The organism is Gymnodinialimonas ceratoperidinii (genome assembly GCF_019297855.1).
Classification (GTDB): Bacteria; Pseudomonadota; Alphaproteobacteria; order Rhodobacterales; family Rhodobacteraceae; genus Gymnodinialimonas; species Gymnodinialimonas ceratoperidinii.
The window spans coordinates 2,607,048-2,623,067 of sequence record NZ_CP079194.1; the positions used below are offsets into that span (position 1 = coordinate 2,607,048).

The window sequence follows — 16,020 nt, forward strand, 5'->3', positions numbered from 1 at the left end:
CATATGACGGCGGCCGCTATGGCCGCGCTACTCTGCCTCTGCTCGCCGGGGGCGGCACAGCAATCTTCTGCGCCGGCGACGCTGATCGCGGACAACATCCGCTTCGACGGCAGCAGCACCGTGACGGCTCTTGGCGCGGTGGAGGTGTTCTACGACGGTATGCGCCTGCGCGCGGAATCCATCACCTATGACGGCACGGCGGACAACCTGCGGGTGCAAGGCCCGCTAACCTTGGTGGACGAGACCGGCGACGTGGTCTTTGTGGCTGATTTCGCTCAACTTTCCGCTGACCTGCAAGACGGCGTCCTGCAATCGGCGCGGCTGGTTCTGGACCGTCAGTTGCAGATCGCCGCGACCGAGATCACCCATACCGAGGGCCGCTATACGCAGCTCTACCAGGCCGTCGCTTCCTCCTGCGAGGTCTGCTTCGACAACCCGACGCCCCTGTGGGAAATCCGCGCCCGGCAGATCGTCCACGATGCCGAGGAACAGCAGCTCTATTTCGAGAACGCGCAGTTCCGGGTGATGGGTATTCCCGTCTTCTTCCTGCCCCGGATGCGCCTGCCCGACCCGACGCTGGAGCGCGCGACCGGCTTTCTGGCGCCGTCGATTAACGCGGATGATGTGACCGGAACGCAACTGCGCGTGCCCTATTTCATCGAGCTGGGCGACCATGCGGACATTACCGTGACGCCCTGGATCGGGCTTGGCAGCCAGACGGTGGAGCTGCGCTACCGGCAGGCGTTCCGCAACGGAGAGCTGGAGGCCGAGGGCGCAGTGTCGTGGGACGATCTGACCGACAATGCGACCCGCGCCTACCTGTTTGCCGACGCCAGCTTCGAAGTGCCGCGCGACTTCACGCTCGACCTGCAAGTGCAGGCGGTGAGCGACCGGGGCTACCTGACCACCTATGGCTTCGACAGCCCGACCATCCTGGAAAGCTACGCCCGCCTGAGCCGGGTCGCGCGGGATGAATATGTCGAGGCCTCGGCCACCCTCTACCAATCCCTGCGCGACGGGGTCGACAACGAGACCCTGCCGACCCGCGTCGCCCATGCCGAGATCACCCGTCGCATCACCCCGCCGGTCGTGGGCGGTATCCTGACCGCCGAACTGGAGGGCACCGGGTTCTACCGCTACTCGGACGTCGACGGCGATGACGGGCGCGACGTGTTCCGGGTGACCGGCTCGCTCGACTGGCGCCGGTCCGAGACCTTCGGCGGCCTGCTGGCCACGGTCGAGGGCGCGCTGCACGGTGGCATCTACAACACGCAGGAAGACAGCTCCTTCGACACGACGGTCTACCGGCTAACCCCCTATACCGCCGTGACCCTGCGCTATCCGTTGCAGGCGGTCACCGGCTCCGGCGTCAGCCACGTGATCGAGCCGGTGGCACAACTGGTCTGGTCCGACACCATCGGTGAGGCCGCGCCCAACGAGGACAGCTTCATCGTGGAATTCGACGAGGCCAACCTCTTCGCGCTCGACCGGCTGCCCGGCTCGGACCGGCGCGAGACCGGCACGCGCGCCAACCTCGGCCTGACCTACAACCGCGTCGCGCCCTCCGGCTGGAGCGTGGGCGTGGGCGGCGGCGTCGTGCTGCGCGCCGAGGACGAGGGACAATTCACCGACGGCTCAGGCCTCGACGGGGTGCAGTCGGATTTCCTCCTCGCGGCGCATGTAAGCTATTCCGACCAGTTCCAGATCATCAGCCGCTCGCTTTTCGACACCACGCTCGATTTCACCTCCAGCGAGTTCGCCCTCGCATGGAGCGGCGCGCGCACCGACGTGGTTTCAACCTATACGTTCCTCGATGCGGACGCGGGGGAGCAGCGCGACGACCCGCTGGCCGAGCTGGCGTTCGAGGGCGAATACACGCTCGACAGCGGGTGGGACGCAGGGCTGGATTTCCGCTATGACTTCATCGACAACGAAGCCACGCGGACCGGCCTGACCCTGGGCTACGGGAATGAGTGTCTGGATATGGAGTTTTCGGTCTCGCGGCGATATACGTCTTCGAGCAGGGTGGAGCCGTCGACCAGCTTTGGCCTGACGGTATCACTTGCGGGTTTCGGGGCCGGTCGCGAAGGCCGCTCGGTGGCGCGCAGTTGTCGCGGATGATGACCCGGCAAGGGTCGCGAATGGATGACGCCCCCGCGCAAAGCGGTGGGCAGGTAGGAACGGACAGGGGTTCACGGATGAACGGCATACTCATGGCAGCACTCCGTATGCGGCGGGCAACAGGTCTTGGCGCGGCGCTGGTCGCGGCACTTTGCCTGGGCGGCGCGGTCAGCACCCCGGCGCAGGCCCAGAACCCCTTCTCGGTCGCCGTCGAGGTCAACGACAGCGTGGTGACCAACTTCGAGATCAGCCAGCGGATGCGTTTCCTTGAAGTGCTGAACGCCCAGGGCGATCTGCGCCAACAGGCGATCGAGGCGCTGGTCAACGAGCGCCTGCAACTGGACGCCGCCCTTGCGGTGGGTGCCGAAGCGTCGCCTGAAGCGATCGAGACCGGGCTGGAGGAATTCGCCGCCCGTGCCAACCTCGGCGCCGAGCAGTTCCTGCGCCAGATGGCACAGCAGGGCATCGCGCCGGAGACGGTGCGCGACTTCGTGGCCAACGGCATCACGTGGCGCAATGTCGTCAACGCGCGGTTCCGCCCGATCGTCGAGATCGACGACGAAGACGTGGAACGGGCGCTGGAGCTTGGTACGGTTCTGGGCGGCGGCATCGAGATTTCGCTGGCCGAGATCATCATTCCCGTGACCCCGGATAACCAGGCCAACCTGCAGTCGGAACTGGGCCGGTTGGGCCGTGACCTCAACGGCAACGTGGAGCGGTTCTCGCAGGCCGCGCAGCGGTTCTCGGCCGCCCCCACCCGCGAGGCGGGCGGTGTGACCGGTTGGCGTCCGCTGAACGAATTGCCCGAGGGCCTGCGCGAGATGTTCATGGGCATGGGCTACGGCCAGGTGACGCAGCCGGTGCCCCTTGGCGGCGGTCAGGCCTATGCGCTGTTCCAGTTCCGCGGCCAGCGCGAGGTCACCTCGCCGCGCCTGCCCATCACCGCGATCGATTACGTCACCATCGCCCTGCCCGGCGGCCGCACGCCAGAAGCGCTGGCCGAGGCCGCGCGGCTCAACAATGCCGTCGACGTCTGCAACGATTTCAACGGCGTGATCCCCGGCGGGTTCGAGCGTCAGTCGGTGCCGCCCGCGCAGGTGCCCGAGGACATCGCGCTGGCGATCCGGACGCTCGACAACCACGAGATGTCGACCGCCGTGACCCGCAACAACGGCACGGTGCTGCTGGCGGTCATGCTCTGCGACCGGGTCAGCGCCGAGCCCGAGGCCGGGATCGACGCCATCCGTGGGGGGCTCTTCGGGCAGCAGTTGCAGCGTCTGGCGGCGAATTACCTTGAAGAACTGCGCGCCGAGGCCCGCATCAACTACGTCAACTGAATGACCCCTTCACCGACGGCCCCTGTCGCGGTTTCGGTGGGCGAGCCCTCCGGGGTCGGTCCCGAGATCGCGGCCCGCGCCTGGGCGGCCCTTGGCGCCTCGCTGCCGTTCTTCGTGATCGGTGATCCGGCCCATTTGGCCGGACAGGGCGCACGGATCGTCGAGATCGACCACCCCGCCGAAGCGGCGATCGCCAGCGAAGACGGCCTGCCCGTCCTGCCCCATGCCTTTGCCGCCCCCGCCGTGCCGGGCGCGCCCGACCCGGCCAATGCGCAGGGCGTCATCGACGTGATCGCGCGCGGTGTGGAGCTGGTTCGGGCCGGCGACGCCTCGGCACTGACAACCGGGCCGATCCACAAGAAAGCGCTGAAGGACGGCGCGGGCTTCGCCTTTCCCGGCCACACGGAATACCTCGCCCATCTGGCGGGGGTGGAGCGGGTGGTGATGATGCTCGCCTGCGCCGAATTGCGCGTGGTGCCCGCGACGATCCACATCGCGATAGAGGACGTGCCGGGCGCGCTCACGCCCGAGGTCCTGCGCGAGACGCTGCGCATCACCGAGGCCGCGTTGAAACAGGACTTCGGCATCCCCGCCCCGCGCATCGCGGTCGCAGGGCTGAACCCCCATGCGGGCGAAGGCGGGGCGATGGGGCGCGAGGAGATCGAGATGATCGCCCCCGTCCTCGATGCCCTGCGCGCCGAGGGGATGGACCTTGCCGGCCCCGCCTCGGCTGACACGATGTTCCACGCCGCCGCCCGCGCGCGCTATGACGCGGCGGTGGCGATGTACCACGACCAGGCGCTGATCCCGATCAAGACGATCGATTTCGCGGGCGGCGTGAACGTGACCCTCGGCCTGCCGTTCATCCGCACCTCGCCCGACCACGGCACCGCCTTCGACATCGCGGGACAGGGCGTGGCCGATGCGACCTCGATGATCGCGGCGCTGCAAATGGCGCGCGACATGGCCCGCGCGCGGGCCGGTTTCGGGGGGCTGGCATGAGCGGCATCGACGACCTGCCGCCGCTGCGCGAGGTGATCGCGACCCACGAGCTGTCGGCGCGCAAGGCCTTGGGGCAGAACTTCCTGCTGGATCTGAACCTGACCGCCAAGATCGCCCGGCTGGCCGGGGATCTGAGCGGCTCGGATGTGCTGGAGGTCGGCCCTGGCCCCGGTGGCCTGACGCGCGGGCTGCTGGCCGAGGGCGCGCGGCGCGTCGTGGCGGTGGAGAAGGACCCCCGCTGCCTGCCGGTGCTGGCCGAGATCGAGGCCGCCTACCCCGGCCGCCTGAAGGTGCTCAACGCCGATGCGCTGGAGCTGGATTGGGAGGCCGAGCTGTCGGCCCCGCGCAAGATCGTGGCAAACCTGCCCTACAACGTCGGCACCGAGCTGCTGGTGCGCTGGCTCACCCCGGCCTCCTGGCCGCCGCCGTGGGAGAGCCTGACGCTGATGTTCCAGCGCGAGGTCGCCGAGCGGATCGTGGCGCAGCCGGGCTCCAAGACCTATGGCCGGCTGGCGATCCTGTCGCAGTGGCGCACGGATGCGCGGATCGTGATGAGCCTGCCGCCCGAGGCCTTCACGCCGCCGCCCAAGGTGCATTCCGCCGTGGTCCATCTGACCGCCCTGCCCGAGCCGCGCTACGAGGCCGACGCCCGCGTGTTGAGCCGCGTGGTGGCCACGGCCTTCGGCCAGCGCCGCAAGATGCTGCGCGCCGCGCTGAAGGGGCTAACCCCGGATATCGAGGACCGCCTGACCGCAGCCGGACTGAAGCCCACCGACCGCGCCGAGCAGGTACCATTGGAGGGCTTCTGCGCGCTGGCGCGGCAGATGACGGATGTGATCAAGCCCGAAGACTGACGCGCAATCGGGCGGAGGCGACGAGGCCTCCACGCACGAAAAAAGGGGCCCGCGAAGGCCCCTTTGTCGGGATGAAACCACACGGTGTTTGCTTATTCGGCGGCTTCGGAGGACGGCTTGTCGTCGCCGCCGTTGCTGCCGCTGTCGTCCTTGCCGTCGGAGCTTGCCGCGTTTGCCTCGGCTGCCGGTGCCTCCTTGGGCGTGTCGGCCTTGCGGCGACGGGTGCGCGGGCGCTTGGGCTTGGGGGCGCTCTCGGGCGTCTCGACGAGGCCGCTATCGCCCTCGGCGGGATCAATCACCGCGTCGAAGGAGCCTTGGGTCTCGGAGGGTTGTTCGGCCTTGGCGGGATCGGGCTTCTGCTCGGACGACTGGTCCTGGGGCTGCTGGTTGCCCTGCTGGTTGTCCTGGTTGCCGCCCCGGCTGCGACGGTTGCCGCCACCTTGGTTGTTGCCGCCCTGGTTATTCCCCTGGTTGCCGCCCTGCTGGTCGTTGCCGCCCTGCTGGTTGCCGCCACCCTGGTTGTTATTGCCACCCTGGTTGTTGTTCTGGTTGCCGCCGCCCTGGTTCTGCTGGTGCTGCGCCTGCTTGGCTTCCTGCTCGCGCTGCGCCTGCGCCAGAAGGCGGGTGTAATGCTCGGCGTGCTGCTGGAAGCTTTCGGCTGCCACGCGGTCGTTGGAGAGCTGCGCATCGCGGGTCAACTGATTGTACTTATCGACAATCTGCTGCGGCGTACCGCGCACCTTGCCCTCGGGGCCGGACGAGTCGAAAACCCGATTGACGATATTCCCAACCGAGCCATTGCGGTTGCGGTTACCTTTGGACCGCGAGCGGTTCTTCGAAGATCTCATGTGTGTACTAATCCAGTGGTCCTGGTTGGCGGCCACATCGCACCATTGGCGGGGCCCGGGAAGTCTCAGTCTGCGCGTCGTCTGTGCCGGGGTGTGGCACTGCGCGATCTGGCGAGAAAAGCGCGGCGGGCTCGATAAGCCTCGGATCACGCTTGCAGGTGAGTAAACATGTGGGGTGGGGTGAGTCTAGTCAAAAATAACGCGAAACGGCCATTTCGCCCCATAAACGCGGCGATTTAGCGCTGAACTCCGCTGACAACCCGCGATTTTCCGTTCAGGTCGGCGTCGATGCGGATGTCGCTCAGGCCGGCCGCCTCCAAGAGCGCCGCAACCGCCGCGCCCTGATCGAAGCCGATCTCGACCATGAGATGCCCACCGGGGCGCAGGAAGGCGGGCGCCTCGGCCGCGATGATGCGATAGGCGTCCAGCCCGTCGCCGCCGGGTGTGAGCGCGATGGCTGGCTCCCACCGGGTGATCTCGGGGGCGAGACGGGCGTAGGTTTCGGCATCGACGTACGGCGGGTTGGAGACGATGAGATCAAAACTGCCCTCGATGGCGGCCAGCCAATCGCTTTGCACGAAGCGCACCCGGTCGGCCACGCCCAGCGCCTGTGCGTTATCAGCGGCGACAGCCAGCGCGGCGGAGGAAATGTCGCTTGCGATGGCGTGGGCCTCGGGCAGTTCCGCCAGAAGCGTCAGGGCAAGGGTGCCCGGCCCCGTGCCGAGGTCGAGAATGGCGCGCGGCGCGGTGGCAAGCGCCGCATCGAGTAGCACCTCGGTATCGGCGCGCGGGGCGAGCACATCAGGTGTCACCCGGAACATCCGGTCGCGAAACGGGGCTTGGCCCAAGATCTGCGACAGCGGCTGCCGGTTGAGGCGCGCCGCGATGATCGCCTCGAACCGCGCCATGTCACCGGTGAAGGGCTCATTGCCGCTGAAGCTTTGCTGCGTGCGGCTCATGCCGGTGAGATGGGTAATCACGAGGCTCGCCTCGCGCCCGGCCTCGTAGAGGCTCGTGAAGTCCTTCACGGCGTCGATGTAGGCGGTCTGGATGTCGCGAAGGCGGGTCACGTCAGCCGTTCATCTCGGCCAGTTTCATGGCCTGATCCTCGGCGGTCAGCGCGTCCACGATCTCGTCCAGATCGCCCTGCATGACGGCATCGAGCTTGTAGAGCGTGAGGTTGATCCGGTGGTCGGTCAGCCGTCCTTGCGGGAAGTTGTAGGTGCGGATGCGCTCGGAGCGGTCGCCCGAGCCGATCTGCGCCTTGCGGTCGGCGGCCATGGCGTCATCGGCCTTCTGGCGTTCGAGATCGTAAAGCCGGGTGCGGAGCGTCGCCATGGCGATCTCGCGGTTGCGGTGCTGCGACTTCTCGGAGCTGACCACGACGATGCCGCTTGGCACATGGGTGATCCGCACGGCGCTGTCGGTGGTGTTGACGTGCTGGCCCCCTGCCCCCGAAGCGCGCATGGTGTCGATGCGGATGTCGGTGGCGGGGATCTCGATATCGACCTCCTCGGCCTCGGGCAGCACCGCGACGGTGGCCGCCGAGGTATGGATGCGGCCGCCCGATTCCGTTTCGGGCACGCGCTGGACGCGGTGGACGCCGCTTTCGAACTTCAGCCGCGCGAAGACGTTCTCGCCCTCCACCCGCGCGGTGCATTCCTTGATGCCTCCCAGATCGCTTTCCTGCAGGTCGACGATCTCCAGCCGCCAGCCCCGCGCCTCGGCGTAGCGGGTGTACATGCGCAGGAGGTCCCCGGCGAAGAGCGCCGCCTCGTCGCCGCCGGTGCCGGGGCGAATCTCGATCATCGCCGGGCGCGCGTCGGCGGCGTCCTTGGGCAGAAGCGCCAGTTGCAGGCTCTTCTCGGCCTCGGGGATGGCGGCTTCCAGACGCGGCAGCTCCTCCAGCGCGAGGGGCTTCATGTCCGGGTCTTCCAGCATCTCCTGCGCCTCGGCATGATCGGCCAGAAGCTGTTCGTAGGTTTCGATCTCGGAGACGACGGGTTTCAGCTCGGCATATTCGCGGCTGATCTTGGCGATATCGGAGGCATCAGGCCCGCCGTTGAGCTGCGCTTCGAGGTATTCGAACCGGTCGGTGATCTGGCGCAGGCGGTCCCGCGGGAGGGTGCTGACAACCATTACACCGTGCTCCCTTCGCCGCGTGCGGCGGTCAGCCAGCGCTGCGCCCGCGCGGTGTTCACGCCGAAATCGCTCCTGCCATAGGCCGAGCGGGAGAAGAGGTGGAGGCGCGTGGTCTCTTCCTCGGGCACCAAGCGGATCGAGATGAAATCGGGATAGCCCATCAGCCGCGAGCGGACCATGTAGGTGGCAAAGCCTTCGCCGAGGCTTCCGGCGACAAGCGTGGCGCCCTCGGCTTCGGCGGCGGCCTGCAACCGGCCCGCGACCGAGAGGGAGGGCGCGTCGATCGCCACGGCGCGGTCGCCTGCGAGCAGCACGTAGTTGGGCGTGGTGGGAGGCGTCACCGTCTCGGGGTCGACATGCCAGCGGGCGGTGTCGACGGGCGCCAGACGGACATAGAGCGCGGCGGCAAGGGTCACGACGACAAGCGCCGCAAGGATGTAGATCAGGATACGCATGGATCGTGAGATGCGCCGCCGCGCGCGTCCCGTCAAGTCGCAGGCGACAAGGGCGGTGCTTTTGTGGCGGCTGCGGACGCGCGCGACGCAAGCGCGGCAGGCGGACCGCGCGTCACCCGGCGCGCGCGTGGCGTCTTGCATCTGTGCGGGCGCTGCTCTTTGATGCCGGCGTTGGAGGAGAGACCATGGCACGCAAGATCATCATCGACACGGACCCCGGACAGGACGACGCGGTAGCCATCCTTCTGGCGCTCGCCTCTGCCGAGGTCGAGGTTCTGGGCCTGACCGCCGTTGCCGGCAACGTGCCGCTGGAGTTGACCGCGAAGAACGCGCGGATCGTGGCGGAGCTGGCCGGACGGCCCGATGTGCCGGTCTTCGCCGGCTGCGACCGGCCGATGAAACAGCCGCTGGTGACGGCAGAGCATGTGCACGGCAAGACCGGCCTGGACGGGCCTGCGATGGACGAGCCGCAGATGCCCTTGCAGGACAAGGACGCGGTGGATTTCATCATCGACACCCTGCGCGATGAGCCTGCGGGAAGCGTGACGCTCTGCCCGATGGGGCCGCTGACAAACATCGCGACCGCTTTCATGCGCGCGCCCGACATCGTCGAGCGGGTGCAGGAGATCATCCTGATGGGCGGCGCTTATTTCGAGGTCGGCAACATCACCCCGGCGGCGGAGTTCAACATCTACGTCGACCCGGAAGCCGCTGAAATCGTGTTCAAATGCGGCCGTCCCATCGTGGTGATGCCGCTCGACGTGACCCACAAGGCGCTGACCACCGCGCCGCGGGTGCAGGCCTTCCGCGATCTCGGCACGCGTCCGGGCACGATGGTCGCCGAATGGACGGATTTCTTCGAGCGGTTCGACAAGGAAAAATACGGCAGTGCGGGCGCACCGCTCCATGATCCCTGCGTGATCGCCTACCTGATCCGTCCCGACCTGTTCCATGGCCGTCACATCAACGTGGAGATCGAAGTGACCTCGCCGCTGACGCGCGGCATGACGGTCGCCGATTGGTGGGGTGTCACCGACCGCGAGAAGAACGCGCTTTTCATCGGGGATCTGGATGCGGACGGGTTCTTCGAGCTGCTGACCGAGCGGATCGGGCGTCTGTGACGGCGCGGGCGGCCGGGGTTGCCTGTGCCGCCGCGCTCTTGTCGCTCGGCCAGCCCGCGATGGCCGACGGCCCAGCCCTCGCGCTTCTGACGCTGGAGGGGGTGACGCTTACCCTGACCGAGAGCGCGCCGCCCGAGATCGGCGCCCGAGACGTCACACTGTCCTTCGCGCAGATGCACCTGGGCTTTCCCCTGCCCCCGCGCCTGAGCCTGACGCTGAGCTCCTCCACGCCCGAGGCGCCCTTTGCCGAGGGGGCGGAGACCTCTGTCATGGGGATCACCCTGAATGGCGCGCCGGGTGATGGCACCGGGACGGTGCTGGGCCATGAGACCTACCTCTGGTTCGAGCCGGAAGACGCGGTTCTGCGCCCGGTCGAGGGGGCCGGGAGCGGGGGCAGTGTCGTGATCGAGACCCACGCCATCGCGCGCCGGGCGCTGGGACAGTTTCGGAGCCTGCCGGTCGTGATCGAGGTGCGACGAAGCTCTCCGTGAGGGGCATAGGCATAGCGCGCCCTTGCGCCCGCCCATTGGCCCGACCGGTCAAAGCCCCTACATGCGGAGGGCGCTTCAGCTTCAAAGGACCCGCCATGCCCGCCTTTCCCTTCGACAACAGCTACGCCACCCTGCCCGACCGTTTCTACACCCGCCTCGCGCCGACGCCGGTGGCCGAGCCCGAGTTGATCGCGGTGAACGAGGATCTGGCGGCACGGCTCGGCATCACGCTGGGCGACGACCGGGAGGTGCTGGCGCAGATTTTCGCCGGCAACGAGGTGCCCGAGGGCGCGGCGCCGCTGGCGCAGGTCTATGCGGGGCATCAGTTCGGCGGCTGGTCTCCGCAACTGGGCGACGGGCGCGCTGTGATGCTGGGCGAGGTCGTGGCACCCGATGGCGCGCGGTTTGACGTACAGTTGAAGGGCGCGGGCCCGACCCCCTATTCACGCAACGGCGACGGGCGCGCCTGGCTCGGGCCGGTGCTGCGCGAATATATCGTCTCGGAGGCGATGGCGGCCTACGGCATTCCCACCACGCGCGCCCTCGCGGCGGTGAGCACCGGGGAGACCGTGCTCCGCGAGAGGGCCTATCCGGGCGCGGTACTGACGCGGGTCGCCTCCTCTCACATCCGCGTGGGCACGTTCCAATTCTTCGCCGCCCGCATCGATGTGGAGGCGTTGCAGGCGCTTCTGGATCACACGATCGCGCGCCATTATCCCGGTGCCGAGGGGCCTTTGGGTCTGTTGAATGGTGTCATGCAGGCACAGGCGGAACTGGTGGCGCGCTGGATGGGCCTGGGCTTTATCCACGGCGTGATGAATACCGACAACATGGCGCTGTCGGGCGAGACCATCGACTACGGCCCCTGCGCCTTCATGGATACCTACGAGGCGATGAAGGTCTTCTCGTCCATCGACCAGTTCGGCCGCTATGCCTACGCCCAGCAGCCGCAGATCGCGGCATGGAACATCGCGCAACTGGCCACGGCGCTGTTGCCGCTGATGCCGGACCGCGAGGCGGCCATCGAGACCTTCACCGAGGCAGTGAACGGCTTTGCCGCGCGCTTCGATGCGGCGTGGCAGGGTGTCTTGTCCGCGAAGCTGGGACTGGAGGGCGCGCGCGAGGAGAATGCCGCGCTGGCCTTCGACCTTCTGGCGCGGATGGAGCAAGGCGGCGCCGATTTCACCCGGAGCTTCCGCGCGCTCTCGGGCCCCGAGCCGGAGCGCGCCGCCGAGGCCTGGGCGGCCCCTGGACCGCTTGCGGCCTGGCTGGAGACCTGGCGTGCCCGACTGGCCGAGGAAGGCGTGTCCGAGGCAGAGCGGATGGCCCGGATGCAGGCGGTGAACCCGGCCCTGATCCCGCGCAACCATCGCGTCGAAGAGGCGATACAGGCCGCCGTGGGCGGAGATTACGCGCCGTTCCACCGGCTCAACGCGGCGCTGCGCGACCCGTTCAACGACCGGCCCGAGATTGCCGACCTGCAGGCCGCGCCTGCCCCGTCGGAGGCGGTGACGCGGACGTTCTGCGGTACGTGAGGGCGTGGCGGCCGGCGTGGGATTGAGGGGCCAGCCCCTCAAACTCCCCGCCGTATTTTTGAAAAGATGAAGGGCGCTCAGCGCCGTTTCGGGGGGCGGTTGATCAGGATCAGGCCGAGGCAGACGAGGGTCAGCGCGACGAGCAGGCCGGCGCCCACCTGTTCGTCCAGCATCAGCCAGCCGAGGCCGACGCCGAAGACCGGAGACAGGAACGAGAAGGCGGCGACGGAGCTGGCCGGGTAGATCGACAGAAGCCAGAGCCAGAACAGGAAGCCTGCCGAGACGATGACGAGGATCTGGGCGCCGAGGCCGACCCAATGGATGAACTCGGGCTCGCGCAGGAGCGGGCCGAAGAACAGCGCGGCAAGCAGCAGCACCGGGGCGGAGACGGTGAGTTGCCAGAGCAATTGCATCTCGGGCCGAACCTGGTTGAGCTTCGTGGCCCGCGCGCAGAGCGCGATGGCGGCCCAGGCCATGGCACCCAGGAGTGCCAGGAAATCACCGAGCAGAGAGGTCTCTCCGGCGCTGTCGCCGCGCAGGGTCAGGGCGATGACGACGCCGATGAAGGCCAGCACGAGGCCTGCGGATTTCATCGGGGTCAGGCGGTCTCCGGGGATCAGGAAATGGGCGGCGAGCGCCAGCCACATGGGCATCGTGTAGAAAATCACCGAGGTGCGGGTGACGCTGGTCAGGTCGAGCGCCCAGAAGAGGCAGATGAACTCGAAGGCGAAGACGACGCCGATGGCGAGGCCGGCCGGCACGGTGCCGGGTTTGATCGCCACGGAGAGGCCGCGGGCTTTCATCCAGAGGAAGATCACCACCGCGCCGCCGAGCGAGCGCAGGCCCGCGAAGAAGACCGGTTGCAGGCCCTCGTTGACCTGTTTGATGATCACCTGGTTGAAGGCCAGAAGCAGCGCGAAGCCGGTGAGAGAGATCGCGCCGAAGGCGTCGATCTGCGTTTTTCGGTCCATCCTTGTCGTCCCCTGTAGCGTGCCCGTCGGCAGTGCCGGGCGGCTGCGGCGGTGTCAAGGCGGGCTGCGGGTGGCGTTGCAGGCGGCCGGGCCAGTGCAAGGGCGCGGCGACGCGGGGGCTTTATCCGCGCGGGTGAATCGCCTAGACCCCGGCGCACTTCGGGCGTTTGGCCGGAGGCCGCCATCCAGTGATCCCGCGCGAGGACCCCGCCATGACCGACACCATCGAGGACCGCTGCGCTGCCAAGGGTCTGCGCATGACAGAGCAGCGACGGATCATCGCCCGGGTGTTGCAGCGCTCGGACGATCATCCGGATGTCGAAGAGCTCTATGCGCGTGCGGTGGCGGTGGATCCGAAAATCTCGATCGCGACGGTCTACCGGACGGTGAAGCTCTTCGAGGAGGCCGGGATCATCGACAAGCTGGAGTTCGGCGACGGCCGCGCTCGTTACGAGGATGCCGAGCGCGACCACCATGACCATCTGATCGACATGAATTCGGGCGAGGTGATCGAATTCGTCGACCCCGAGATTGAGGCCTTACAGGAGCGGATTGCCGAGAAGCTGGGCTATCGGCTGAAGGGGCATCGGTTGGAGCTTTACGGGGTGCCGCTGAAGAAGAAGTAGGCTCGCGCCTTGGCGGGGCCATTGGCTGTGCGGTTGTGGTTTGGCTTTGGTGGTGCGTGGGGCGTGGAGGGTTTTATGGGGGCTTTGCCCCCAGACCCCCAGGATATTTGAAGAACGGGGAAATGGGGGGTGTCGCCTGCCGGGGAACGGGCGTAGGGCTCTCGTCGACAATGACAGGGCGGAGCGCGCGGATGGACAATCTCAAGGGCATGGGCTGGATGACGCTGGCGATGTTGGGGTTCGCCCTGGCGGATACCTTCATCAAGCTGACCCTCGGCGCGCTGCCGGTGGGACAGGTCGTGGCGATCTTCGGCTTTGGCGGGGCGCTGGTGTTCGGCGTCTGGGCGGCAATCAAGGGCGAGCGGATCGCCGATCGGGCGCTTTTTACCCGACCCTTCGTCTTTCGGCTGATGTCAGAGATCCTCGGCACGATGTGTTTCACCTTTGCGCTTTCGGTAATCGACCTGTCGCTTCTGTCCGCGATCATCCAGGCCAACCCCTTGATGGTCACCCTGGGCGCGGCGTTGTTTCTGGGTGCGAGCGTCGGGTGGCGGCGGTGGGTCGCGATCCTGATCGGTCTGGTCGGCGTGTTGATCATCGTGCGGCCGGGGCTCGAGGGGTTTGACGCAAACAGCCTCTGGGCGCTTGGCGCTGTCATCGGGTTGACCGGGCGGGACCTGGCGACGCGGGCGATCTCTCGCGAGGTCTCGACGCATTTGCTGGCCGCTTGGGGGTTTCTTGCGGCGGGGATCGCGGGGTTGATCCTCTTGGCCGGGACCGGGGGCGCCGCCCTGCCCGACGCGCTTCTGACCGCGCAGTTGTGCGCCGCGCTCGTCTTCGCGCTGGTGGCTTATTATGCCGTGACCGCGGCCATGCGGGTGGGTGACATCCCGACCGTCACGCCGTTCCGCTACACGCGACTGGTCTTCGCGCTGATCCTCGCCTTCGTTGTGTTCAACGAGCGCCCCGACCAATGGACGCTGATCGGCGCTGGCATCGTGATTGCGACCGGACTCTACACGCTTTGGCGCGAGCGGCTTTCCTTGCAGGGGTGAGCCTGCGCGAGGACGCGCTGCGCATGGGGCGCGCCTGTGCGTCATGTTACCGCTAACACAGCGCTTCGCGTGAGGGCGCTCCTCTGTTATAGCGCCCGCAACAGCATTCTTCAGGAGAGCCGCCCATGAGCGTTATCATCGACATCCACGCCCGCGAGATCCTCGACAGCCGGGGTAACCCGACGGTGGAGGTCGATGTCACGCTGGAAGACGGCACCATGGGCCGCGCCGCCGTGCCCTCGGGCGCCTCGACCGGCGCCTACGAGGCGGTGGAGAAGCGCGACGGCGACAAGGACCGCTACAAGGGCAAGGGCGTTCTGGCCGCCGTCGAGGCGGTCAACGGCGAGATCGCCGACACGCTGGTGGGCTTTGACGCGACCGAGCAGGTCGCCGTCGATCAGACGATGTGCGAACTCGACGGCTCCGACAACAAGGGGCGTCTGGGCGCCAACGCGATCCTCGGCGTGTCGCTGGCCACCGCGAAGGCGGCCGCCGATTTCACCGCGCAACCGCTCTACCGCTACGTGGGCGGCACCATGGCCCATGTGCTGCCGGTGCCGATGATGAACATCATCAACGGCGGCGAGCATGCCGACAACCCGATCGACATCCAGGAATTCATGATCATGCCGGTTGCCGCCACCTCCATCGCGGAAGCGGTGCGGATGGGCTCGGAGGTGTTCCACACCCTCAAGGGCGAATTGTCGGCCGCGGGCCTCTCCACCGGGATCGGTGACGAGGGCGGCTTCGCGCCCAACCTCTCCAGCACCCGCGACGCGCTGGATTTCGTACTGAAGTCGATCGAGAAGGCAGGTTACAAGCCGGGCGACGACATGGTGCTGGCGCTCGATTGCGCGGCCACGGAATACTACCGGGACGGCAAGTACGAGCTGTCGGGCGAAGGCAAGAGCCTGAGCAGCGAGGAGAACGTGAAATACCTCGCGGACCTGGTGGCCGACTACCCGATCTTCTCCATCGAGGACGGCATGGGCGAGGACGACTGGGAGGGCTGGATTGCACTGACCGAGACACTCGGCGACAAGGTGCAGCTGGTGGGCGACGACCTTTTCGTCACCAACCCCGCCCGCCTGAAGGACGGGATCGACCGCAAGGCCGCGAACTCGCTTCTGGTGAAGGTGAACCAGATCGGCACCCTGACCGAAACGCTCGCCGCCGTGAACATGGCGCACCGTGCGCGCTTCACCTCGGTCATGTCGCACCGCTCGGGCGAGACCGAGGACGCCACCATCGCCGACCTCGCCGTGGCGACCAACTGCGGTCAGATCAAGACCGGCTCGCTCGCGCGCTCGGACCGGCTGGCGAAATACAACCAGCTGATCCGCATCGCGGAGCAGCTGGAGGAAACCGCCGTCTACGCAGGCCGCTCCATTCTCCGGGGATGAGCGCTTAAGCCCCGAGAAGAATTACCGAAAATTCGGGATGACAAGCGCGCCGGTCCGTG

Annotated in this window: 15 protein-coding genes; 10 read left to right on the forward strand and 5 right to left on the reverse strand. The window is 67.4% G+C overall.

Annotated features, from left to right (window positions below; all coding sequences use genetic code 11):
- Window positions 1–18 precede the first annotated feature (18 nt).
- The 4 genes from KYE46_RS12575 (at window position 19) to rsmA (ending at window position 5,314) form a co-directional block, all read left to right on the forward strand.
- A complete protein-coding gene (locus KYE46_RS12575; protein ID WP_219000961.1) occupies window positions 19–2,121 on the forward strand; it encodes an LPS-assembly protein LptD in 2,103 nt (700 codons plus the stop codon).
- Between the two features lie 77 nt (window positions 2,122–2,198).
- Window positions 2,199–3,458 (forward strand): peptidylprolyl isomerase, encoded by a 1,260-nt coding sequence (locus KYE46_RS12580; RefSeq protein WP_219000962.1) that lies wholly within the window; start codon window positions 2,199–2,201, stop codon window positions 3,456–3,458.
- Complete coding sequence (gene pdxA / locus KYE46_RS12585) at window positions 3,459–4,460, forward strand: 4-hydroxythreonine-4-phosphate dehydrogenase PdxA (RefSeq protein ID WP_219000963.1); 1,002 nt, start codon at window positions 3,459–3,461, stop codon at window positions 4,458–4,460.
- On the forward strand, window positions 4,457–5,314 hold the full coding sequence (gene rsmA / locus KYE46_RS12590) for a 16S rRNA (adenine(1518)-N(6)/adenine(1519)-N(6))-dimethyltransferase RsmA (protein ID WP_219000964.1): 858 nt from the start codon (window positions 4,457–4,459) through the stop codon (window positions 5,312–5,314). The genes pdxA and rsmA overlap by 4 nt, the downstream gene beginning before the upstream one ends.
- Before the next feature lie 92 nt (window positions 5,315–5,406).
- On the opposite strand, the gene KYE46_RS12595 is transcribed toward rsmA, so the two are convergent.
- The 4 genes from KYE46_RS12595 to KYE46_RS12610 all read right to left on the reverse strand — a co-directional run bounded on the left by KYE46_RS12595 (window position 5,407) and on the right by KYE46_RS12610 (window position 8,759).
- Window positions 5,407–6,162 (reverse strand): DUF4167 domain-containing protein, encoded by a 756-nt coding sequence (locus KYE46_RS12595; RefSeq protein WP_219000965.1) that lies wholly within the window; start codon window positions 6,160–6,162, stop codon window positions 5,407–5,409.
- A 236-nt stretch (window positions 6,163–6,398) separates the two neighbouring features.
- Window positions 6,399–7,232 (reverse strand): peptide chain release factor N(5)-glutamine methyltransferase, encoded by an 834-nt coding sequence (prmC, locus tag KYE46_RS12600; RefSeq protein WP_247716830.1) that lies wholly within the window; start codon window positions 7,230–7,232, stop codon window positions 6,399–6,401.
- A 1-nt stretch (window position 7,233) separates the two neighbouring features.
- Complete coding sequence (prfA, locus tag KYE46_RS12605) at window positions 7,234–8,301, reverse strand: peptide chain release factor 1 (RefSeq protein ID WP_219000966.1); 1,068 nt, start codon at window positions 8,299–8,301, stop codon at window positions 7,234–7,236.
- On the reverse strand, window positions 8,301–8,759 hold the full coding sequence (locus KYE46_RS12610; RefSeq protein ID WP_219000967.1) for a DUF1499 domain-containing protein: 459 nt from the start codon (window positions 8,757–8,759) through the stop codon (window positions 8,301–8,303). The genes prfA and KYE46_RS12610 overlap by 1 nt, the downstream gene beginning before the upstream one ends.
- A gap of 185 nt (window positions 8,760–8,944) precedes the next feature.
- On the opposite strand from KYE46_RS12610, the gene KYE46_RS12615 reads away from it, so the two are divergent.
- From KYE46_RS12615 to KYE46_RS12625, 3 genes are all read left to right on the forward strand, one after another.
- On the forward strand, window positions 8,945–9,880 hold the full coding sequence (locus KYE46_RS12615) for a nucleoside hydrolase (protein WP_219000968.1): 936 nt from the start codon (window positions 8,945–8,947) through the stop codon (window positions 9,878–9,880).
- Window positions 9,877–10,371: a hypothetical protein gene (locus KYE46_RS12620; RefSeq protein ID WP_219000969.1), complete on the forward strand. Its 495-nt coding sequence runs from the start codon at window positions 9,877–9,879 to the stop codon at window positions 10,369–10,371. The genes KYE46_RS12615 and KYE46_RS12620 overlap by 4 nt, the downstream gene beginning before the upstream one ends.
- Before the next feature lie 95 nt (window positions 10,372–10,466).
- Window positions 10,467–11,906: a protein adenylyltransferase SelO gene (locus KYE46_RS12625; protein WP_219000970.1), complete on the forward strand. Its 1,440-nt coding sequence runs from the start codon at window positions 10,467–10,469 to the stop codon at window positions 11,904–11,906.
- Between the two features lie 77 nt (window positions 11,907–11,983).
- On the opposite strand, the gene KYE46_RS12630 is transcribed toward KYE46_RS12625, so the two are convergent.
- Complete coding sequence (locus tag KYE46_RS12630; protein WP_219000971.1) at window positions 11,984–12,877, reverse strand: DMT family transporter; 894 nt, start codon at window positions 12,875–12,877, stop codon at window positions 11,984–11,986.
- A gap of 212 nt (window positions 12,878–13,089) precedes the next feature.
- Between KYE46_RS12630 and KYE46_RS12635 the strand changes: the two genes are divergently transcribed.
- From KYE46_RS12635 to eno, 3 genes are all read left to right on the forward strand, one after another.
- A complete protein-coding gene (locus KYE46_RS12635; protein WP_219000972.1) occupies window positions 13,090–13,503 on the forward strand; it encodes a Fur family transcriptional regulator in 414 nt (137 codons plus the stop codon).
- A gap of 191 nt (window positions 13,504–13,694) precedes the next feature.
- Window positions 13,695–14,558, forward strand: coding sequence for a DMT family transporter (locus KYE46_RS12640; protein WP_219000973.1), 864 nt, complete (start codon window positions 13,695–13,697; stop codon window positions 14,556–14,558).
- A gap of 125 nt (window positions 14,559–14,683) precedes the next feature.
- A complete protein-coding gene (gene eno, locus KYE46_RS12645; protein ID WP_219000974.1) occupies window positions 14,684–15,961 on the forward strand; it encodes a phosphopyruvate hydratase in 1,278 nt (425 codons plus the stop codon).
- Window positions 15,962–16,020: the final 59 nt, after the last annotated feature.